Annotated in this window: 14 protein-coding genes; 3 read left to right on the top strand and 11 right to left on the bottom strand. The window is 54.4% G+C overall.

Annotated features, from left to right (window positions below; all coding sequences use genetic code 11):
• Nucleotides 1–71: 71 nt before the first annotated feature.
• The 8 genes from ACJ9N4_RS16595 to bcsR all read right to left on the bottom strand — a co-directional run bounded on the left by ACJ9N4_RS16595 (nt 72) and on the right by bcsR (nt 14,201).
• Nucleotides 72–1,358 (bottom strand): dicarboxylate/amino acid:cation symporter, encoded by a 1,287-nt coding sequence (locus ACJ9N4_RS16595; RefSeq protein WP_182919093.1) that lies wholly within the window; start codon nt 1,356–1,358, stop codon nt 72–74.
• Between the two features lie 159 nt (nt 1,359–1,517).
• The gene (gene hmsP, locus ACJ9N4_RS16590) at nt 1,518–3,524 is read right to left on the bottom strand and encodes a biofilm formation regulator HmsP (protein WP_230857833.1); all 2,007 of its coding nucleotides are present in this window, start codon (nt 3,522–3,524) and stop codon (nt 1,518–1,520) included.
• A gap of 119 nt (nt 3,525–3,643) precedes the next feature.
• Nucleotides 3,644–7,126: a cellulose synthase complex outer membrane protein BcsC gene (gene bcsC, locus ACJ9N4_RS16585; protein WP_395122167.1), complete on the bottom strand. Its 3,483-nt coding sequence runs from the start codon at nt 7,124–7,126 to the stop codon at nt 3,644–3,646.
• The gene (gene bcsZ / locus ACJ9N4_RS16580; RefSeq protein ID WP_182920082.1) at nt 7,108–8,214 is read right to left on the bottom strand and encodes a cellulose synthase complex periplasmic endoglucanase BcsZ; all 1,107 of its coding nucleotides are present in this window, start codon (nt 8,212–8,214) and stop codon (nt 7,108–7,110) included. Before bcsZ ends, bcsC begins: the two co-directional genes overlap by 19 nt.
• Nucleotides 8,215–8,220: 6 nt before the next feature.
• Nucleotides 8,221–10,626: a cellulose biosynthesis cyclic di-GMP-binding regulatory protein BcsB gene (gene bcsB / locus ACJ9N4_RS16575; protein WP_182919095.1), complete on the bottom strand. Its 2,406-nt coding sequence runs from the start codon at nt 10,624–10,626 to the stop codon at nt 8,221–8,223.
• 10 nt (nt 10,627–10,636) lie between these two features.
• Nucleotides 10,637–13,252 carry a UDP-forming cellulose synthase catalytic subunit gene (gene bcsA, locus ACJ9N4_RS16570; RefSeq protein WP_182273000.1) on the bottom strand — a complete coding sequence of 872 codons (2,616 nt, stop codon included), beginning with the start codon at nt 13,250–13,252 and terminating at the stop codon, nt 10,637–10,639.
• A complete protein-coding gene (gene bcsQ, locus ACJ9N4_RS16565; RefSeq protein ID WP_182919096.1) occupies nt 13,249–14,001 on the bottom strand; it encodes a cellulose biosynthesis protein BcsQ in 753 nt (250 codons plus the stop codon). Before bcsQ ends, bcsA begins: the two co-directional genes overlap by 4 nt.
• Nucleotides 14,002–14,012: 11 nt before the next feature.
• Entirely contained in the window at nt 14,013–14,201 is a 189-nt protein-coding gene (gene bcsR / locus ACJ9N4_RS16560; protein ID WP_182273002.1) for a cellulose biosynthesis protein BcsR, read from the bottom strand.
• Nucleotides 14,202–14,374: 173 nt separating this feature from the next.
• Here bcsR and bcsE point away from each other — a divergent pair, with 173 nt between their 5' ends.
• From bcsE to bcsG, 3 genes are read left to right on the top strand one after another with little or no spacing between them, the layout of a single operon-like run.
• Nucleotides 14,375–15,937 (top strand): cellulose biosynthesis c-di-GMP-binding protein BcsE, encoded by a 1,563-nt coding sequence (gene bcsE / locus ACJ9N4_RS16555; RefSeq protein ID WP_182919097.1) that lies wholly within the window; start codon nt 14,375–14,377, stop codon nt 15,935–15,937.
• On the top strand, nt 15,934–16,128 hold the full coding sequence (gene bcsF, locus ACJ9N4_RS16550; protein ID WP_182273004.1) for a cellulose biosynthesis protein BcsF: 195 nt from the start codon (nt 15,934–15,936) through the stop codon (nt 16,126–16,128). The genes bcsE and bcsF overlap by 4 nt, the downstream gene beginning before the upstream one ends.
• Entirely contained in the window at nt 16,121–17,800 is a 1,680-nt protein-coding gene (gene bcsG, locus ACJ9N4_RS16545) for a cellulose biosynthesis protein BcsG (RefSeq protein ID WP_182273005.1), read from the top strand. The genes bcsF and bcsG overlap by 8 nt, the downstream gene beginning before the upstream one ends.
• A gap of 47 nt (nt 17,801–17,847) precedes the next feature.
• On the opposite strand, the gene ACJ9N4_RS16540 is transcribed toward bcsG, so the two are convergent.
• Genes ACJ9N4_RS16540 through murB form a run of 3 tightly spaced genes read right to left on the bottom strand, consistent with a single transcriptional unit; the run spans nt 17,848 to nt 20,841 of the window.
• Entirely contained in the window at nt 17,848–18,840 is a 993-nt protein-coding gene (locus tag ACJ9N4_RS16540) for a glycosyl hydrolase family 8 (protein WP_182919098.1), read from the bottom strand.
• A 16-nt stretch (nt 18,841–18,856) separates the two neighbouring features.
• Complete coding sequence (gene birA, locus ACJ9N4_RS16535; protein WP_182919099.1) at nt 18,857–19,816, bottom strand: bifunctional biotin--[acetyl-CoA-carboxylase] ligase/biotin operon repressor BirA; 960 nt, start codon at nt 19,814–19,816, stop codon at nt 18,857–18,859.
• Nucleotides 19,813–20,841, bottom strand: coding sequence for a UDP-N-acetylmuramate dehydrogenase (murB, locus tag ACJ9N4_RS16530; protein WP_182273008.1), 1,029 nt, complete (start codon nt 20,839–20,841; stop codon nt 19,813–19,815). Before murB ends, birA begins: the two co-directional genes overlap by 4 nt.
• Between the last annotated feature and the right edge of the window lie 165 nt (nt 20,842–21,006).

The raw sequence follows: 21,006 nt of genomic DNA, 5'->3' as shown, positions 1-21,006 counted from the left end.
GACAGGTATGAGCAGTTATTATGCGCAGGAGCCCGCATCCCGACAAGGGAATACGGGCATTTATCAGGAGATTAAGAGGATAAACCTGTGGTTTTGCCGTCAGCCGGACGATTATTTAACGTGTCATTGAGCTTTTTGTGATCCAGCTCTTTCACCCATTTCGCCACCACCACCGTTGCCACACCGTTACCGACCAGGTTGGTTAACGCACGGGCTTCAGACATAAAGCGGTCAATACCGAGAATTAACGCCAGGCCGGCCACCGGCAGGTGCCCCACCGCCGAAATGGTCGCCGCCAGCACGATAAAGCCACTGCCTGTTACACCTGCCGCCCCCTTAGATGAGAGCAGGAGCACCACCAGCAGGGTAACCTGATGGAAAATATCCATATGGCTGTTTGTTGCCTGAGCGATAAACACCGCGGCCATCGTCAGGTAGATCGACGTGCCATCCAGGTTAAATGAGTAGCCCGTTGGAATAACCAGCCCCACCACCGACTTACGACAACCCAGTTTTTCCATCTTATCGAGCATACGCGGCAGTGCAGATTCAGAGGACGACGTGCCCAGAACAATCAGCAACTCTTCGCGGATGTAGCGGATAAATTTGAAAATGCTGAAACCCGCCGCGCGGGCAATTGACCCCAGCACCACCACCACGAACAGAATACAGGTGATATAGAAGCAGATAATCAGCTGACCCAGCTGCACCAGCGTACCCACACCGTATTTACCGATGGTGAACGCCATTGCACCGAAGGCACCAATCGGAGCCAGACGCATGATCATATTGATGATGCCGAAGATGACCTGCGAGAAGCTTTCAATCACGTTAAAGATGAGCTGGCCTTTGCTGCCCAGACGGTGCAGAGCAAAGCCAAACAGCACGGCAAACATCAGCACCTGCAGGATGTTTCCGCTGGCGAATGCGCCGATGACGCTACCCGGAATAATGTCCAGCAGGAAGGCCACAACGCCCTGATCCTTCGCCTGGTCGGCATAAACCGCGACCGCTTTGGCGTCCAGCGTCGACGGGTCAACGTTCATGCCCGCACCTGGCTGCACCACGTTAACGATAATCAGACCAATAATCAGGGCAATGGTACTGACCACTTCGAAATAAAGAAGCGCAACTGCACCGGTACGACCCACCGCTTTCATGCTTTCCATGCCAGCGATGCCGGTCACCACCGTACAGAAGATCACCGGAGCGATAACCATTTTGATGAGCTTAACGAACGCGTCGCCAAGCGGTTTCATTTGTGCGCCCAGTTCAGGGTAGTAGTGGCCAAGCAGAATACCGATTGCGATGGCTGTCAGGACCTGAAAGTAAAGGCTTTTGAAGAGAGAGTTTTTCATAGGGTGTCCTTGGGAAGAAAAACCACAGGCTTTATAAAGTTATGGTTAGCCTGCGGCTTTAAAATAACACCCGTAAAACATGACAGAAATAAACCGACATCAACTTTGAAACACAAATGTTAAAAACTTTGAGCTGACTCGCACAAGCCAGCAACAAAATTACACTTTTGCGTTATTGCCAGCGCTGGAAATATACCGTTGCTCAAAGACATCCGACGGGACGGCGCGAGCAAACAAAAAGCCTTGTCCACTTTCCACACCCGCTTCAGCCAGCCAGTCGCGCTGAGCTTCCGTCTCGATGCCCTCTGCAATCACATGCAGGTTGAGACTGCGTGCCATATGGATAATGGCCTGCACCAGGCTGCTGTCATCCGGCAGCCCGTCAACAAAGGCTTTGTCAATTTTCAGGACATCCACCGGCAGTGTTTTCATGTGCTGGAGCTGACGCAACCCGGCGTAGCCCATGCCAAAATCGTCCAGCGCAATACGAATACCGGCATTTCGCAGCGGTTTCAGGATCGCGACCGCCTCATTCGGATCGTCAATGCGACGGCTTTCCGTCACTTCCAGAATCAGCGTATCGGGCTGGATCCGGTAACGATGAATCAACTCCAGCATCTCAGAAACCATCGTCGGGTGCATAAGCTGCAGGGCTGACAGATTCACCGACAGCGGCAGGGTCACGCCACGCGCCTGCCAGGCGGCAAGCTGGCGGCACGACTCCTCAAGCACCCAGTAGCCTACGGTAACCATCAGGCCGCAGGACTCGATACGCTCGATAAACCCTTCAGGTAGCTCCCACGAGCCATCCGGCTGCTGCATACGCAGCAACGCTTCGGCACTTTTGACCTCGCCCGTCAGCAAATTCACCTGCGGCTGCATCCAGATGGCAAACTGGTGGTTATCCAGCGCGGTGAGAATATCGCTCTCTTCGGTCAGGCGCTGCTGCGCATTTTCCATTTGCTCCGGGTCGAAGAACTGGATCTGGTTTTTCCCTTTGCGGCGGGCAGTCTGGGCCGCCGAGAACGCGCGACGGTAAAGCTGTTCTGCCGTCAGGTCGCCGTAAAACATCGCAATCCCGATGCTGGCGCTCGGACGAAGCTGGATACCCTGAACCGGCAGCCGCTCATTAATGACAGTGAGCACTTGCTGACCTAATGTGACGGCATGCCACGGCTCTTTCACACCATGAGCAATAATCACCAGGTCATAACCACTCACCTGGGTCAGTACCATGCGCGGTGCCAGGACGGATTTCACTTTTTCCACCAGCGTCAGCAACAACACTTCGCGCTGGCTCTCTTTAAGCACACCCGCCGTATCCTGCAGAGTTTCACAGGCAACCACCATCAGCGCCGTTGTCTGCTGGCGGGCAACAGTCTGCTCCAGCAGCGCCATCAGAAACGCTTTGTTGGGTAACTCCGACACCGGAAATCGCGTGGCGCTGCTGTTTAACTCGTCCTGCTGACGCAGGATGCGCTGTTGGTTGATATTGTAGCTGCGCACCAGCATGCCTATCTCATCGTCATGATGAAGGCGTGGCAGCTCAAGCTGGTGTCCCACCTGGTTCTGTGGTGAAAGGTTATTCAGCTCCCTGGCGATGTGACGCAAGGGGTGAACAATCAACCGGTTAATACACCAGGTGAGCGCCACGCTCAGAATGAGCGTCAAAAGTAAGTAAGTAGTTACTAACGTAGCCACCCAGTTCATCACGAACTTATACATGCGGTATGAGTCCGCCTGCAGCACCAGATAAGCTAACGGCTGGGGGTTGGCTGGTCGTTCGAGCGAATAAACGGGTAGCGAGATTTGTACCGGCAGCTCAAACAGGCGCATAACCATCATTGGGACGGGCCGTTCAGGGATAAAACTCATCCGCAGTGCCTGGAACTGGTTAGGTAACACCACATCCGCCCGGCTGACAATACCGGCAGGCTGAATGCGTTTTAAAATACTTTCCGCTTCGGGGATATCCCCTTTCAGGATAGAAGCTGAGAGTGGGCCGCGCACCGAGCGCGCAATACTTTCTAATTGCGAAGCCGTGTTATAGCGATTCTGCTGTACGGAATGAAACAGCAAAATAACGCAGAAGAGGAATACAAACAGCATCGTGACGGCAGAAACCATCGCCATCTGTTTGATCGTTAAAGAACGGCTGACACGCAAAATGACTCTCCACAAAACTCGAAGCGCAAGGCGCACCAGGGGGTAAACCTGGTGCGCCTGAGTATACCCGATTGCTACACTTTTTAGAGAGCCTTACACATGGATTAAGCTAAATCTGATTACCAGTCTGCGTACGGTATGAGCGGTTGCGGCGGTAAGTCCATATCGCCCTGCCAGCCCGCTGCGGAATAACGCACATAGAGCAGCGCATGGCTCGGGGTGTAATCTTTCGCTTCCTGAATATCAACACCGAGACCGACAAACCAGTTGGAGGTCACACGGCGTTCAATGATGGCTCTTGCGGTATAACCGGTTCCTGAAGAACTGCTGCCCGTTTCCATCACACCCCTGTCGGTGTAACGACCAGGCTCATCGGTTGGGATCAGCCCCTGAAGCGGATAACGCAGCACATCGTCAGTTTTTGAATGCGACCACGACACGGAGCCACCCAGTTCCCACGACCAGTTCTCAGTGCGTTTCCGCCAGGTCACCGGTAATGCAAAGGAGACATACTCCTGCGGGCTATAATAGCCGCCCTGTCCCAGGGTATAGCCGCTCAGATCTTTGTCATAATGCCAGAGCATGTTAGTCAGGCCGGCTGTCAGGCGCTCATTATTTTGATTAATGATCTTGTAGTAGTAACCGGTCATCCAGCGGACGCGCCAGTTATCTTCCACATTTTTACCCGTCAGGCTGTCCGCGCTCAGGCTTGACCAGATACCATTCGCCTCACCTTTGTCATAGCTTATGCTCACGCCACCACCGGTTGCACGTACGCCGCCCCATGTGGTGTCCGTATTGGAGTCATGCTGACCGGCAAAAGCCAGCACGGAGCTGGAAATTGGGCGACGATGGGCATTAACGGTATAGCCAATTGGGCCCAGGTCATTGCTATAGCTCAGGCTGCCAACAACATCCACCACATCAAAGCCCATCGGCGTCGTACCGATGTCCATCGCCCAGGTTTTGTTCTTCCAGCCTACGGCGATGCTCGCGCCATTTGCCGACTGATTAGTATTGCCATGACAAGGCGTTTCCGCACAGGTACCCCATTTAGGATCGTATTCCCCGTTTTTGGTGGCAAACGAACCGGCATCCATATTGACCAGGTCACTGCGGAAGAACATACGCCCATCCGCCAGCGGTGCATCTGCCTGCAGCATAGTGGTATGCGCTTTGAGGTCGGAATATCCGCCCGTGCCGCTTGAACCCCAGTAATCGTGTTGCAGCGTGACGTTAACATCCTGCTGACGGTACAGATCACCGGCATCGCTGCGTACGCCGCGCTTCAGCCAGTCATCTTTCTCATCATTTCGTGTCAGGCGGGTAAAGCTGTCATTGTCAACCGGACGCGTGGTTGTGATACCGGACGACACCATCGCATCTTTATACGTTTCCAGCGCCTGTTGAGGCTGGCCGTTTTGCGCCTGGAAACGCGCCGCATCACGTAACACCAGCGCATTTTCCATAGAAGCGGGCTGCGATTTGGCCTGAGGGATGATTTTGCTGAACGTTTGTTCTGCGGCGGCAGAATCGCCAAGACCCGCCTGCGCCATCGCCACCCGGCGCTGCATGTTGAGTGACAACGGCTGGCCATGCTGTGCGGCAGGCAGTTTCGCCAGCTCTGCACGCGCAGCGTCTTTATTGCCTTCAGCAATATACACTTCGGTCAGACCGAGGATCGCATCTTCGTTTTGCGGCTCACGCTGTAAAACGGTGCCGTAGGCGGTTTTCGCGGCCTCGCGATCGCCACGCTGCTGTGCCCAGTCCGCAAGCGTTAAATCAATACGGGTGGAAGCCGGTTGCTGACGGAGCATATTCTCCGCCTCCTGCTCCTTACCGCTATCCCGCAGACGGTTCGCCGTTTCCAGCACCTGATTACTTTGCAGGCGATCGGCCAACTCCTGAATATTGCTGTTCCACTGGCTACGCGGCAGCTTGTCCAGATGTGCGAGCGCGGCTCTGTCCTGATCGTTACCCGACAGGTAAAGCCCGTTTGCATAGACCTGATCCGGGTCGGACGGTTTTTGGCTGGCAAGCTGACGCATCAGGTTATCCGCCTGGCTGCGCTGGCCTGCGCTATAGAGATCGCGCGACAGACGGTAGGTTATCCACACATCTCCGGGAGAGAGCGCCAGACGACGGCGCTGAATTTCTGCGGCCTGAGCGTATTTTCCCTGGTTTTCCAGCTGTTCTGCCTGGGAAGAGAGCTGCTCGTTGGTCAGACTACGTTCAATATCATCAATACTGCGACGCTGGCTGGCAGACAGCGACTGAATAAACTGTGAGGCTTTCTCCGGGGACTGCGCGCGATAGATATTGGCAAGGCCGCGTACCGCATTGCTGTTACCGCTGTCCATACGCAACGCCTGACGATAATAGCGCTCGGCAGCCGCATTATCTTTGCGCGCCACCGCGACATCGCCCAGCCCCAGCACCGCGTAGCTGTCGGTATTGTCGATGTTACGCGCCTGCTGATAGTCACGCTCCGCCTGTGCAGGGTTATTCGCCTTGAGCGCGGCGTCACCCTGCTGGATAAGCAGCCAGTAGCGGTTAACCTTCAGCAGACTATCCCATTTACCCCGGTTATCACTCTGCGGATCGAGGGCGATCGCCTTTTCAAACTGAGCGACCGCGCGGGCACGATCGCCTTTCTGCGAATACGCCTGGCCCAGCGCGCCAACGGCTTCACTGTCGGCATGATTCGCGCTGACCGCTTTCTGCAGCTCTGCCACCGCCTTACCGCCCTGCCCGGCATCGACGGCTGCTAATCCTTCCGCTTTTGCACGGAACGCTGGATCGGCGAGCTGTTTTTGCTGCGCTTCAAGCTGTGAACGCGCCGCCGCCACGCTATCACCGTCACTAAACACGCTCAGGTATTTTTGCAACGCGCTAACGCTGGCGCTGCTGGCTGGCTGGTCTTTGATCTGCTGATACCACATATCAGACGCCTGGCTACGGCCACCGTTGGATTTAGCCATCTCCCGCAGCACAGCAAAGCCTTCATCACTGCGTCCGCTCTGGAACAGTAGTTGCGCCAGCGTCGCCTGCAGCTGCGTATTGCCGGGGCTACTGGCATTGATTTTCTTCAGCTGGTTAATGGCCGAACTGCGGCGAGCCGGGTCTTTCGCCACCACGTTCCAGTATTCTGTCGCCAGATCGCCGCCAGGCGGGTTTCCGGCAAAGAGCTTGTCATACGCGGCAATCGCTTCCTGGGTGTGACCTGTCGTGGCCAGTAAACGCGCCTGCTGTAGCGCCTGACGACCATCAGGGGTGGAAAGCAGCATCGTATTGCGCGACGACTGGTAGGCACCGGAGCTCGGCGCAATCCCTTTCAGACGATCCAGCTCTTTTTGCGCACCGGCAGTATCCCCCTGACGCAGCAGGTAACGGAAGCGTGCGGCAATGACGTCAGGGTTGTTCGGGTCAATCAGTTCAAGACGATAGAGCGACTGACGAACCAAATCCTCGCGCTGCGTCGATTCTCCCAGACGTACCTGTTCCAGCAGCTGTTGCTGTTGCGGGGAATTCGCGGCCTGAGCCAACGGCATCAAAGCCAGGCCAAGCGATAAACTGAGTAGATTTAATGTGAACTTGCGCATTCCTGGCCCCAATCCGGTATTAATTCACCTTTTGCGGTGAAGCGAAAACGATGCTGATCCCATCCTTGTCCAAAGAGGGTCAGCACGTAGCTGTAATAGGCATTTTTATCGGGAAAATGGTCTGCAACACGCTGGCGTTGTGCCGCCTGCGCGTCACGCTTTTGTAAAAAAGGTAGCAGTGAGGCGGAAAAACCAACCGGGCCTTTGCCCGTATGTTTCCCGCTTGCCACATCCACTTTCTCCGGCGGCACACCTTGTTTCGTTGTCATTGCGGCCATCGGCTGTAAACGCGCCAGCAACCTGGCCTTCTGTGGGTCCTGATCGCTCATCATGCCCACCCAGAGGTAGACACGGATGGCGTCGTAGCTGCCCACCAGCGATTTATTCTGCTTTAACTGCCAGCCTCTGTTTTTCTGATATTGCACCCAGTCCGGGGAAAAACCTTTCGGCGCAGTCTCCAGCAGTAAGCGCAGGTTCGTTTCACGAAGCGTGGTCCACGGGGCACCAAAACGCGTGAAATAGCTCGCCAGCTGAGGGGGAAGATAGCTGGGGTTAAAGCGCCAGACATGTGCCTCGGCAAAGCCGACTTTACCCGGCAGCAGCATCGAGCCAAGCCCTGGCACTTTCACCACTTCCTCGCTGACAATGCGCTTAAGTAATGCCTTGCCTGTGCGGGTGTAGTCCGGATGTTTCCATAACCGACCCGCTTCGAGCAGTGACCAGGCAATCCAGATATCAGCATCCGACGCGGAGTTTGTATCAATAATCGCCCAGTTTTCTTTGTCTTTCTGCCCCCATAACCAGGCCGGCAGATGGTCGTGTAAATTCCCCTGGGCAAGATTGTCGCGCGTCCATGTCAACAGCAGGTCAAACGTCTTACGGTCATTCGCTGCCAGCGCAAAGAACAGCGCATAGCTTTGCCCTTCAGATGTACTAATTTTGCGCGTGTCACTGGGATCAATGACACGCCCGCTTTCACTGATGTAGTCCTGTTTAAACTGCTCCCAGGCAGGCCAGGTGCAGGCGGCGCGAAGACTCGTCGTCGCCAGCATCAACGCGGCTAACACACACCAGTGAAAGGCTTTCATCACATCTTACTCACGATCCGGGTTCAGGCGACGACGACTGATGATTCGCAGCAGACGCCACAGCACCCATGCCAGCAACACCACGCTCACTGCAGCCAGAATAGCCAGCAGCACCGGATGGTTAGCCAGGGCATACCACAGACGCTCGAACCACGGCAGATGACCCACATAGTAGACATCGCCTACGCGCAGGCTGTTGACCCCCGATTCACGAATGATCGCGACCGAACCAAACATAGACGCACGCTTACCACTGTCATTCATTGCATTGTTAAGCAACGTATAACCGCGTGGGCTATCCGCCAGCAGTGCTACCACGCTACGCTGGTCGTTGTAAGGTGACTGGAAGCCAACAACCGCAGCCATCGCCCCCTGAGAGGTTACCGTCGTTTGTACGCTGGCCTGACGATCGTTGGAATCCGGCATGATGCTCGGGAATTCAGTCTGACGCAGCGGTGTGTTAACCCAGGACTGGGTCGCCTTCACCAGCAAGTCGACGCGTTTTTCATCCTTCAGCTTATCCGGGATGCTCCCGATCAGCATGATGTCGGCATCTTTGTTCTGGATCTGGCTACCATCGTCGGTCAACGTGACGTTAATCGCCGGTAAGCCCGTTTGCGCCCCCATCGACGCCATTGTGTCCAGCAGGGTGGTAACCTGAGCTTCGTTTGGCGCTTTTGGCATCACAACAATGGATTCAGACAGGTCAGCCATGCGGCTGAACGGGAAGCTGGCATTAGCAAACGCACGCAGATCCGGCATCGCAAGGAAGTGATAGAACTTCGAGAAGTCGATGGTCGACTCGTCACCAATCACGACGTGGTTCTGCACCGGCTGGAAGGTGATGCAGTTGTCCGCCGAACCGCCAGGCATCGGGTTCATGTACTGGAAGTCAAAGCGCAGCTGGTTCACCGCACCCAGTTTCAGCGCCGGAATAGAGACATCGGTTTTACCATCCAGCAGCCCCTGCAGCACCGGCAGACGCAACATCAGCTGGTTATTATCCTGAGTGCTGATCAGACCGAAGGATTGCAGGAACTGGTTGTTCAGGCTGATATCCATACGCGAGCTATCTTTGGTGGCTGGCGCGGTATAGCGGTACTTCAGATTGATATCGATCCCGTTCGTGTGCAGCAGATACAGATCGGGCGGTAGATTCAGTGACAGGTTGACAGGTGCAGGCTCAAGCCCCGTCGACTGAAGTTGTTCTTCATAGGTTTTCAGCTCACCAAAGGTAATGGCACGATCGGTACGCACCCAATTTGGCGCATCGTAAGGTTTACGCGCCAGCAGTGGCTTCACATCATCGACAACCACGCTGGTACCACGGAACAGGACATTACCCTGCGCAATCCCTTTTGCTGCCTGCACCAGATCTTTATCATCACGACCAAACACCACCAGCAGTTTTACGTACGGGTTGTCAGGGTGGCTCATGATTTCAACCGTAGGGGCTTTCACGTCCGGATGATCACGCAGGAAAGAGGGACGTTTGTCATTGGTCGCAAAGACCACGGCATTACGATCCGGCAGTTGATCGAACATCACCGGGAAGTTCTGTCCGCGCCAGGCGGAACGGGAGCCAAACCAGGATGCCACAATGGTGGCCGCCAGCTGTTGGGTCACGTCCGGGGATGCCGCGAACACCACCGGCAGCGTTAACTGACGGTTATCGCGAGGATCAAAGAACGGGATCGGGAACGACGAGAGATCGTTTTTCAGCGACAGCGACTGGTAGGTCATCTGCAACGATGAGTTACGACCCACGTCCACCCACAGCGTGCTGCTGGCCGGGTTTTCACACACGTCACGGTAGTGACCCACGAACTCCAGCCGGACACGGTTAAAGTCGGTGATAAACAACGGGTTGATTGGCACCTGTGCCAGCGTTTTTTTACCCAGCTGTTCTTTCGTGACAGGCAGTACGTCCATCAGCTCGTCATTCAGGTAAACCTTGAGCTGCGATTGTACTGGCAGAAGCGCCGGAGATGGCGTGTACTCGAGATTCAGCATCGCCTTCGATACGACTTCATCGCTGCGCATGCCAAACTCAATGCCACCATCAGGGTTGATGCCACGCAGCACCATGCTGCCCGGAGGTGGGGCAATCTGGGCAAAGGTCAGCTTCACGTCCCGCGACGGGGCATTTTCCGCGACAACGGGCGCGTTAGCACCACGGACTCCCGGCATAACCTGCCCGACGACGCTCTGGTCTGCCGACAGCGTGTTCCCCTCCGCAGACAAGTTCGCAGCAACGTTCTCCGTTTGACCGGATGCTGCTGTGACCGCAACCACAGGAACCGTTGAGGCAGCCGTGGCTGCTGCGTTTTCAGGCGCTGCGTTAGCCATTGTTGCGGGGAGCGCACTCATCCCCATTGCCACTGCACATAACCAGGAAAGTTTTGTTTTCATCGCGTTATCATCATTGTTGAGCCATAACCGGGTCCGCCTGCTTCGCCTCATCCCGCTCAGGACGACGAGGAATGAACGACACGACCCAGGAAACCAGCGAAGTAAGTGTCCGGAAAATTAATTTCACCGATGACGGGGCAAATTCTGCAAGGTGACGATAGCCACGGAACCCCAGCTTCAGAATATCCAACAGGCTTTCCAGAGGTTTATCTTCCGGGAAGCTGTCCTGCCAGAGAGCCCACGTGTCCGCGCGGGCAAACGTACACTGCACAAAATCAATATGTTGCTTCTTGGTCAGCGGCATCAGCTGCAGACCGACTTCATTGCCTAACACACGCACAACCTGCGTCGGGAAGACATACTCTTGCTGACCACGCTTGAGCAGCAGGTTAACTTTCTGCCCCTCCAGCACCTTCGCCTGACCGTTGATTTTGATACCCAGACCACCGTCCGAGAAGTCATGCACGGTACAGGAGAAGAGATGGCCATCTTCACGGGCTATCGCCGCAGGCATGCTGATTTCAACACGATGCGCGCGACGTACCTGTTTGCTTTCCACCGACACCGCCACCGCGCCGCCGAGGATAATCAGGTTGTAGAACACCCATGCCATACTCACGAATACCGTCAGGATCTCGTTTTCAGGGCCGTAGAAGTAACGCCAGACGCCGGCAATGACGCCAACGATATTGAGCAGTACGAGGAAGATGTACGGACGGGAGATCACCCAGTCGACATACTCTTCTTTCACCAGGCCACCTTTCGCGGTGACGTTGAATTTGCCTTTATGTGGATTAATCAGCGCCACCATCGTTGGCGGTGCGATATACCAGGCCAGCACTGTTTCGTAGATTTCACTCCAGAACGAGTGGCGATATTTGCCCTGAATCTTCGAGTTCGTCAGGCTCGCGTGGATCATGTGCGGCAAGACAAACAGCGCAATCATCAGCGCAGGCGCGTAGATGATGTAAGCATGAAGAAGCAGGAACGCCAGCGGCGCGGTCAGGAAGATCAGCCGCGGAATACCGGATAAGAAGTGGAACATGGCGTTGACGTAGCACAGCCGCTGCGCCAGCTTTAACCCTTTCCCAAGCAGCGGGTTATCGAGACGGAAAATCTGTACCATCCCGCGAGCCCAGCGAATACGCTGGCCGATATGCGCCGAAAGTGACTCCGTTGCCAGACCTGCTGCCTGCGGGATCCGCATGTAGGCAGAGGTATAACCGCGACGGTGCAGACGCAGTGAAGTGTGGGCATCTTCGGTGACGGTTTCGACGGCAATGCCACCAATTTCATCCAGCGGTTTGCGGCGAATGACGGCACACGAACCACAGAAGAAGGTCGCATCCCACATGTCGTTCCCGTCCTGTACCAGACCGTAGAACAGCGTGCCTTCGTTTGGTGTTTTACGGAAACGGCCAAGGTTACGTTCAAACGGATCCGGCGAGAAGAAATGGTGTGGTGTCTGCATCATCGCCAGCGGTTTCTCTTTGAGGAACCAGCCCATCGTCATTTGCAGGAACGAGCGCGTCGGCACGTGGTCGCAGTCAAAGATGGCGACAAACTCCCCTGTGGCATATTTCAGCGCGTTGTTGATGTTCCCGGCTTTCGCGTGTTCGTGGGTGGTTCGGGCGACATACTCCACGCCCACCTCTTCCGCAAACTGGCGGAACTCTTCGCGGCCACCGTCATCAAGCACCCAGATTTTGAGTTTATCCTTCGGCCAGTCGATGCCCAACGCCGCGTAAATCGTGTTCTTCACGACGGTCAAGTCTTCGTTGTAGGTCGGCACAAAGAGATCGACAGTCGGCCACAGCGACGTATCTTTTGGCAACGGCACAGGCTGGCGATTGAGCGGCCAGACCACCTGGAAATAGCCCAGCACCAGTACAATCCAGGCGTAGGTTTCTGCAAACAACAGCACCAAACCACACACCAGGCTTACCGGATCATCCCAGTTCAGCGTCGAGGTATAACGCCACCAGATGTAGCGACAGGAGACGGTCAGCGACAGCACGATCAGCATCAGAGCGGAGAAGCGCCCCGGGATACGTCGCACCAGCAGCGCCACACCCCACAGCAGGATCAGGAAGGTGAACTGCGCCAGAGGGTTAAAGGGCTGAGTAATACAGACCAGAGCCAGAATGAGCGAGAACACCACGATCACGCCGAGGATAAAACGCCGCAATCCCGGATGCAGGTGCCCGAGTTCTTTGTGGTTATCCAGGTGACTGGTGCGATCGCCGACACGGTCGGGCAATTTATCCAGCCACTGGTGGTAGCGTTCACGTAATTGATGGGCACGTTCGAAGCTGCGCCAGCGTGTGGACTTGTTGTCCGACTGGGGCGTGGTCGCCACCAGCCAGATAGCCTGAATAAGATAACGCGCCGGATCTAATGGCCGCGGTCTGTCAGGGTTAATATGCGGATAAAGCTCACTGTGTCGCGCACGAATACGCTGCCAGCGAGGGTGTTCGAGCGGAATGAACATCCAGGCCAGGATCATCCAGAAACAGCCGAGCGTGGCGCTAAACCATGAAGCACCATGCCGACGGTAATGCCGGTAGCGTTCGCTTAAACGCGAACTGACCGGCGGGATGAGTAACCAGGTGGACAGACGGCTCATACGGAACTCCCGGCTGGCTCCGCCCCGGTGGCGAAGTGCAGCAGACACCAGTTCGCCAGCGTCAGAACTTCTTCTGCCGCCAGTGAATCGCTACGGTATTCGCCGAGTGGCTGTTTGGAAGCGAGGCATTCGGCCATCCCCTCATCACGGTGAATCACCATCGGCAGCAGGTGGCGCTGGCTTTGCAGCCAAACCTGGTACAGGTCGTCCTGCACCTGGCTGCCAACGCGTAAATCGTTAATCAGCAGATGGGGGTTTTTGGGCAACACTTGCTGGTGCAAACGGATATGGCAATTTGCATCAACGTTCACAATGGACAGGATATGGTCACATTGCGCGATAAGCTGACGCGTGAGCGGAGCGTAGCCATGCGGCAGATCCAGTAAAATCCACTGGTAATGGCCTTTTTCTTTAAGGCGCTGCAGGGCGTGGATAAATGCCTCCAGTGTGGGCTGGTTTGCGTAGTAATTCTCACGCTCATCGATGGTCAGTTGCCCGAAAGGCAGCAAGTCGAGCTGAGAGGTATAGCGCAACCCGGCATCTCGCCAGTCTTTACCATCCAGCAACGCACGTGCCCAGCCTCCCTGATGAGCGAAGTCAACGTTGAAAGACATACGCAGCAAATTATTCGGGCAGGCATCAATAACCAGCACCGACTCGCCTAACAGCTGTAATGACCACGCCAGCGCCGCGGTAATGGATGTTGTACCCACTCCCCCACGGACGCCCTGTAATCCGAGTATGGCCATCAATGGCTCCCTTATTGTTGTTGGGCTAATTCAGCTAATAACGGCCAGCGTTTAATAGCCGCGGCCAACTGTTCCCGCTGGGAAATATCGGTGTAATCTATTTCAGGCAATGAAAAAGCCTGCGTCAGCGCCAGAAAATCATTTTGGAATGTGTAACCCAGACTTGAGTCAACGGGTGTTCCAGGTTCGTTATTATGCATTTTTTTTCATCCCTTTGAGTAAAGCCGCAAGATCAGATGTCGCGAGGCTTCCTGCCCTATGAATTTTCGTTTACATGCTAAATCTGATGTTCTTTAATTTCAATGTTAGGTTTATTTCTACGCTTTCGCTAGTAAACTGAGATACAGATAAATTAAACGAAAAGAGGGACACCGTGAACTCCATATTTTCTATTGGCATCCAGTCATTATGGGACGAATTGCGCCACATGCCAGTCGGAGGAGTCTGGTGGGTGAATACGGATCGCAATGAAGATGCTATCCGTCTGGTAAACCAGACAATTGCTGCACAGGACAAGGATGCTCGCGTTGCAGTCATTAGCATGGGCGAAGAGCCTAAAAACATCATCGAGCTTGAAAGCGATCGTGGACCGCAGACCGTAAAATTATTTACCATGCCCGCGAAAACCGATGGTCTATACTTTATGACTCGCGACGTCCAGTGCTCTATTGACCCTGATCACTATCTACTTATCCTCAAATGTTCTAATAACGCTCTGCAAAATATCCCTGTTGAAAAACTGCTGCACTGGCTGGAAAAAATCAATAAATGGGCAAAATTTCAAAATTGCACACTATTGGTCATCAACCCTGGCAGTAATAACGACAAGCTCGTCTCGCTTTTAATGAGTCAATATCGCTCCCTGTCCGGGCTGGCAAGTATCCATGACCAGGCGGACAGTTATCTCTACGACGTTGCATTCTGGTGTAATGAAAAAGGGGTGAGTGCCAGACAGCAACTGACGCTCAAACTTATTGAGGGCGAGTGGCATCTCGCACGCCTTGAAGAAACCGTGGTTCAACCGCGCAGCGATGAAAAACGCATTCTGAGCCATCTTGCGGTATTAGAAGGCGCACCCGCGCTTTCTGAAAACTGGTCACTGTTTGAAACCAACGAAGCCCTGTTTCATGAAGCCCGTACCACCCAGGCAGCAACCATTGTTTTCTCATTAACGCAGAATAACCAGATAGAAACACTGGCAAGACAAATTCACACCTTACGCCGCCAGCGCGGCAGTGCGCTAAAAATTGTGGTGCGCGAAAATAATACCAGCCTGCGTGCCACAGACGAGCGCCTGCTGCTGGGCTGCGGTGCGAATATGGTCATACCGTGGAATGCCCCGCTGTCACGCTGCCTGACGCTTCTCGAAAGTATTCAGGGTCAGCAGTTTAACCGCCATGTGCCGGAAGACATCTCCACGTTGCTCTCTATGACCCAACCGATGAAACTGCGCGGATACCAGAAGTGGGATACCTTCTGCGATGCCGTCGGCAACATGATGAACAACACGTTGCTTCCGGCAGACGGGAAAGGGGTAATGGTGGCTCTTCGTCCGGTACCGGGTATCCGCGTTGAGCAGGCACTGACCTTGTGCCGCCCGAACCGCACCGGGGATATCATGACGATTGGCGGCAACCGTCTGGTTCTGTTTTTGTCATTCTGTCGAATCAACGATCTCGACACCGCGCTGAATCATATCTTCCCTCTGCCAACCGGAGATATATTCTCGAACCGTATGACCTGGTTCGAAGATAACCTGATCGCTGCAGAGCTTGTTCAGATGCGCACCCTCGAACCTGAGCACTGGGTTAAACCGCTCCCTATGACCAGCAATTTCAAACCGGTTCTCAATGCTAAGCATGACGGACATGTCTGGCGTCGGGTGCCAGAACCACTTCGCTTATTACCAGAGAACGGGGAGAACGCATCATCATGAATATCAGCGATATCATTCAACTGGTCGTATTTTGTGCGCTGATCTTTTTCCCGCTTGGTTACTATGCGCGCCATTCACTGCACCGTATTTGTAATACGGCCAGAGTGCTGTTTGTAAGACCACGCTACGTTAAACCAGCCGGTACACTGACACGGAATTCACACTCCAGGGCAAATCGAAAACATGACTAATTCTACCTATACCGCTTCGGCACCTTCGCCGCTCTGGCAATACTGGCGCGGCCTTTCCGGCTGGAACTTCTACTTTCTGGTGAAGTTTGGCCTGCTGTGGGCAGGGTACCTGAACTTCCATCCGCTGCTCAACCTGGTGTTTATGGCCTTCCTGCTGATGCCTCTGCCAAATATCAGGCTGCATCGCCTGCGCCACTGGGTTGCCATCCCGGTGGGCTTTGCGTTGTTCTGGCATGACACCTGGCTACCGGGGCCGGACAGCATCATGAGCCAGGGCTCACAGGTTGCGAGCTTTAGTTCCGGCTATATCGTCGACCTGACCGAGCGTTTCATTAACTGGCAGATGATTGGCGCGGTGTTTGTGCTGCTGGTTGCCTGGCTGTTCCTGGCGCAGTGGCTTCGCGTCACAGTGTTTGTCGTCGCCATTATGGTCTGGCTTAACGTGCTGACGCTGGCAGGGTCGAGCTTCTCCCTGTGGCCCGTTGGCCAGCCGACCACGACGGTCGCCGCCACGGGTGGCGCTGCGGCAGCAACCATTGCGACAGCAGGTGATACACCTGTGGTGGGAGATATCCCAACGCAGACCGCCCCACCCACCTCTGCCAACCTGAACGCCTGGCTCTCCAGCTTCTATACCGCAGAAGATAAGCGCCAGACCAAGTTCCCGGATGCGCTGCCTGCAGATGCCCAGCCGTTTGAACTGCTGGTGATCAACATCTGTTCTCTCTCATGGGCAGACGTGGATGCCGCCGGTTTAATGTCGCACCCACTGTGGTCACGCTTCGATATTCAGTTTAAAGATTTCAACTCCGCCACGTCGTACAGCGGCCCGGCGGCGATCCGTCTGATGCGCGCCAGCTGCGGCCAGCCATCGCATAAGAACCTGTATCAGCCAGCCGGCAACCAGTGTTATCTCTTTGATAACCTGTCCAGACTGGGCTTCACGCAGCACCTGATGCTGGGTCATAACGGCCAGTTCGGTGACTTCCTGAAAGAAGTACGTGCAGAAGGTGGAATGCAAGCACCGCTGATGGATCAAACCGGTCTGCCGGTGGCGCTGCTGGGCTTCGACGGTTCGCCAGTTTATGACGATACCGCCGTGCTGCAACGCTGGTTGCAGACCATTGAAAAAGACAGCAATCCGCGCAGCGCGACGTTCTATAACACTCTGCTACTTCACGACGGTAACCATTATCCTGGCGTGAGCAAAACGGCCGATTACAAGATTCGTGCGCAGAAGTTCTTTGATGAGCTGGATGCATTCTTCACTGAGCTGGAAAAATCAGGCCGTAAAGTGATGGTGATTGTGGTGCCGGAACACGGTGGCGCGCTGAAAGGTGACAGAATGCAGGTTTCTGGCCTGCGTGACATCCCAAGCCCGTCCATCACCAACGTACCTGCCGGGGTTAAATTCTTTGGCATGAAGGCTCCGCATCAGGGCGCGCCAATTGAGATCACTAAACCAGGTAGCTACCTGGCGATTTCAGAGCTGGTTGCCCGAGCAGTAGACGGTAAGTTGTTTGTGGAAGATAACGTGAACTGGAATCAGCTCACCAGTGGCCTGCCGGAAACCGCAGAGGTTTCAGAGAACGCCAACGCGGTGGTGATTCAGTACCAGAACAAACCGTATGTTCGTCTGAATGGTGGAGACTGGGTACCGTATCCGCAGTAACTCACTTACCCTCTCCCATAGGGGAGAGGGTATAACGGGTGCCAGTATTATTGCTCTGCGAGCCAGACAAGCATCTTAAGACTCGCGGAGTAATAGTCATCTTTGGCGGTGATTTCGGGTTCTCTGGATGACTGCCCCATCGTTAAATCACGTACTGCCAGCAGCCCCCCTTCCATCATGTAAGGGGCATACTCATTCGTTGTGACATTGACCCATGCCGGGGTTTGCTCCCGGGAAAATTGATTAAACCAGGTACGCCATGGGGTTAACAGCTGACTGTGTTTATCCGACCAGGCGACATACAGCGGGATTCTAATGGCATCGTAGCTCATGCGCGGTGGCCAGGTTTTGGCGGGTTCCAGCTTGCCACCCGCTTCCAGAGAGACCCAGTCAGTCGGCAGGTTAGCTTTACCCGAACCCATTTTCCCCAGCAGCCGTTGCCCATCCCGAATCAATTCGCGCCAGACCTTCTGATGGCTACGGTCTGCAAATGCCTGCCAGGCCGGGAACACGAAATAGGAAGGGTTAAGCACCACTTCGCTGTCCAGGTTAAATCCCTGCACACCGGGTAGCATCACACGGTAACCCGCATAGCGGATCATATTGTGAGCAATCAACGATTTCGTGATGGCATCCGATGCAGTACTGTAGCGCTTGTCATGCCAGCGTGTATCCGCTTTTAACAGCGCCCATGCAATCAACACATCGCCGTCAGAAGCGTTGTTTTTGTCGGCAACCGGGTTCGACTCTCCGGGGTTATAACGCCAGTAAAACAGACCGTTCTCTTTGTTCTTCAGCGTGCTATCAGTCCACTGCCAGAGCTTATCGAACGTGGCTTTATCGTTGTTTGCCACCGCCATCAGCATGGCGAACCCCTGACCTTCCGTATGCGAAACGTCACCATTGCCGGTATCGACAATCCGGCCTTCCGGTTTGAAAAAGCGTGTTTTATAACTTTCCCAGGCCTGACCCGCCTGAGAGAGAGGAGAGAACAGCAAACTCATCATCACAGCCAGCGTGGCACATATGGGTTTTCGCATAATTAACTCAATCCGGTTATTCAGCACTTCGCAGTGAAATTTCACCACCTACCCACGGCTTGATCACGCCATCCTGCTCCAGGAGCAATGCGCCCTGTGCATCAATGCCACGGGAGGTACCGTAGATTTCTTTATCACCAATCAGTAATTTCACCGGCCGGTTGATAAAGTTGTCCAGCCTTTCCCAACGCGACAGGAACGGTGCCAGCCCTTCCTGTTCAAAGAGAGACAGAGAGCTGCGTAGTTCTTTAATCATACGCACGGCAAGGGTATTACGATCGATGGTGATCCCCGCTTCCTGCAGGTTAGTCCAGGCCTGATTCACGACGTCGTTCTGTACATTACGCATAACCATATTAAGGCCAGCACCAATTACGATCTGCGCAGCATCGCCTGTTTTTCCTGTCAGTTCGACGAGAATACCGGCAAGCTTACGGTCGTTCAGATACAGATCGTTTGGCCATTTCACGCGTACGTTATCAGCCCCCAGGTCATGCAGGACTTCCGCCATCACAATGCCGATCACCAGGCTCAGGCCAATGGCGGCAGCTGGCCCCTGCTCAAGACGCCAGAACATGGAAAGATAGAGGTTGGCACCAAACGGCGAGAACCACTTGCGGCCACGACGACCACGCCCGGCCTGTTGATACTCGGCAACGCAGGCATCGCCCGACACCAGATCACTCAGTCGATCCAGAAGATACTGGTTCGTCGAGTCAATCACTGGCAGTACGGCAACGTTTCCTCCTACCTGACGGCGGATCACCTCTTCGTTCAGTAACTGAATCGGCTCCGGCAGGCTGTAGCCTTTTCCGGGAACCGTGAATACATCAACCCCCCAGTCGCGGAGAGTATGAATATGCTTATTGATGGCGGCACGGCTCATGCCCAGTTGCTCACCCAGCTGTTCACCAGAGTGAAACTCACCATCAGCCAGGATACCGATCAGGGTTAAGGGGATGGTATTGTCCTTCACGCGATGGTCTCCACGGCATTAACTTCACCCGTACGGCCAATAAAGCGGACTTCTGGCTCCAGCCATACGTTAAATTTTTCGCCCACGCGCTGACGCACGTGATGTGCCAGCTGTACCACATCATCGCTGGTTGCATTGCTTTGGTTAATCAGCACCAGTGCCTGCTGACGATGAACGGCAGCACCACCTACTGAGGTACCTTTTAACTGGCATTGATCGATAAGCCAGCCTGCGGCCAGCTTCACGCTGCCATCGGCCTGAGGGTAATGAGGTGCTGTTGGCCAACCTGCGAGAAGTTTTTCCGCATTTTCGCTGCTGATCACCGGGTTTTTGAAGAAACTTCCTGCATTTCCGTTCACTTTCGGATCAGGAAGTTTAGTCATTCGCATATGGCAAACCGAGTCAAAAACCTCACGGGCAGTAACTGTTGTCGGATCAAAGCGCGTTAAATCGCCGTAGGTCAGAACAGGTTTCCAGCTTTTTGACAGACATAAACCCACGGCCACAATCACGTAGCGATCCTGATACTCATGTTTGAAAATACTGTCACGGTAGCCGAAACGACACTGTTCTGCCGTTAAGCGCAGAGCTGTTCCGGTCGCCAGCTCAATACAGTCGACATATTCACAGACGTGTTTTAGTTCGATGCCATAAGCACCGATATTTTGAATAGGTGATGATCCAGCGCAGCCCGGAATGAGGGCAAGGTTTTCCAGGCCCGGCATTCCTTTTTCGAGGGTATATTGCACCAGATTGTGCCAGTTTTCTCCGGCACCCACGCGCAGATGCCAGCTATCGGCACTCTCTTCAACATCAATTCCCATGATGCGGTTAACGATCACCGTCCCCGCAAAATCATCAAGAAACAGGACATTACTTCCTTCACCCAGAATCAGTACGGGTTCGTCGTTTTCTGTTGCGCTTTGCCATGCATTCAGCAGTTGCTGAGCAGTATCGGCACGTACAATTTGATTAGCATTCCGTTGAATACCAAAGGTATTCCAGGGCTTAAGGGAGTGGTTCATAGACGCTATCCTGATGCAAAAACGCAGTTAGTTTACCGTATAAGCAGGAAGTTGGGGTGATTAGTTTGTGGGGGTATTCTGTAGCCTGGGTCAGGTGCAACCGCCGCCGGGCATTTTAAAACACGCAAAGCAAAAAACCCCGCACCTTCCGGTACGGGGTTCTTC

Source organism: Enterobacter sp. LM3 (genome assembly GCF_046622475.1).
GTDB classification, from domain to species: Bacteria; Pseudomonadota; Gammaproteobacteria; order Enterobacterales; family Enterobacteriaceae; genus Enterobacter; species Enterobacter cloacae_P.
This window is presented reverse-complemented; position numbering and strand designations above follow the sequence as displayed.

Coding starts and splice junctions, on each gene's coding strand:
- bcsF (WP_182273004.1), top strand. CDS start 15,934: ATGAATATCAGCGATATCATTCAACTGGTCGTATTTTGTGCGCTGATC.
- ACJ9N4_RS16540 (WP_182919098.1), bottom strand. CDS start 18,840: ATGCGAAAACCCATATGTGCCACGCTGGCTGTGATGATGAGTTTGCTG.
- bcsB (WP_182919095.1), bottom strand. CDS start 10,626: ATGAAAACAAAACTTTCCTGGTTATGTGCAGTGGCAATGGGGATGAGT.
- bcsQ (WP_182919096.1), bottom strand. CDS start 14,001: ATGGCCATACTCGGATTACAGGGCGTCCGTGGGGGAGTGGGTACAACA.
- ACJ9N4_RS16595 (WP_182919093.1), bottom strand. CDS start 1,358: ATGAAAAACTCTCTCTTCAAAAGCCTTTACTTTCAGGTCCTGACAGCC.
- bcsR (WP_182273002.1), bottom strand. CDS start 14,201: ATGCATAATAACGAACCTGGAACACCCGTTGACTCAAGTCTGGGTTAC.
- bcsZ (WP_182920082.1), bottom strand. CDS start 8,214: ATGAAAGCCTTTCACTGGTGTGTGTTAGCCGCGTTGATGCTGGCGACG.
- bcsA (WP_182273000.1), bottom strand. CDS start 13,252: ATGAGCCGTCTGTCCACCTGGTTACTCATCCCGCCGGTCAGTTCGCGT.
- murB (WP_182273008.1), bottom strand. CDS start 20,841: ATGAACCACTCCCTTAAGCCCTGGAATACCTTTGGTATTCAACGGAAT.
- bcsC (WP_395122167.1), bottom strand. CDS start 7,126: ATGCGCAAGTTCACATTAAATCTACTCAGTTTATCGCTTGGCCTGGCT.
- bcsG (WP_182273005.1), top strand. CDS start 16,121: ATGACTAATTCTACCTATACCGCTTCGGCACCTTCGCCGCTCTGGCAA.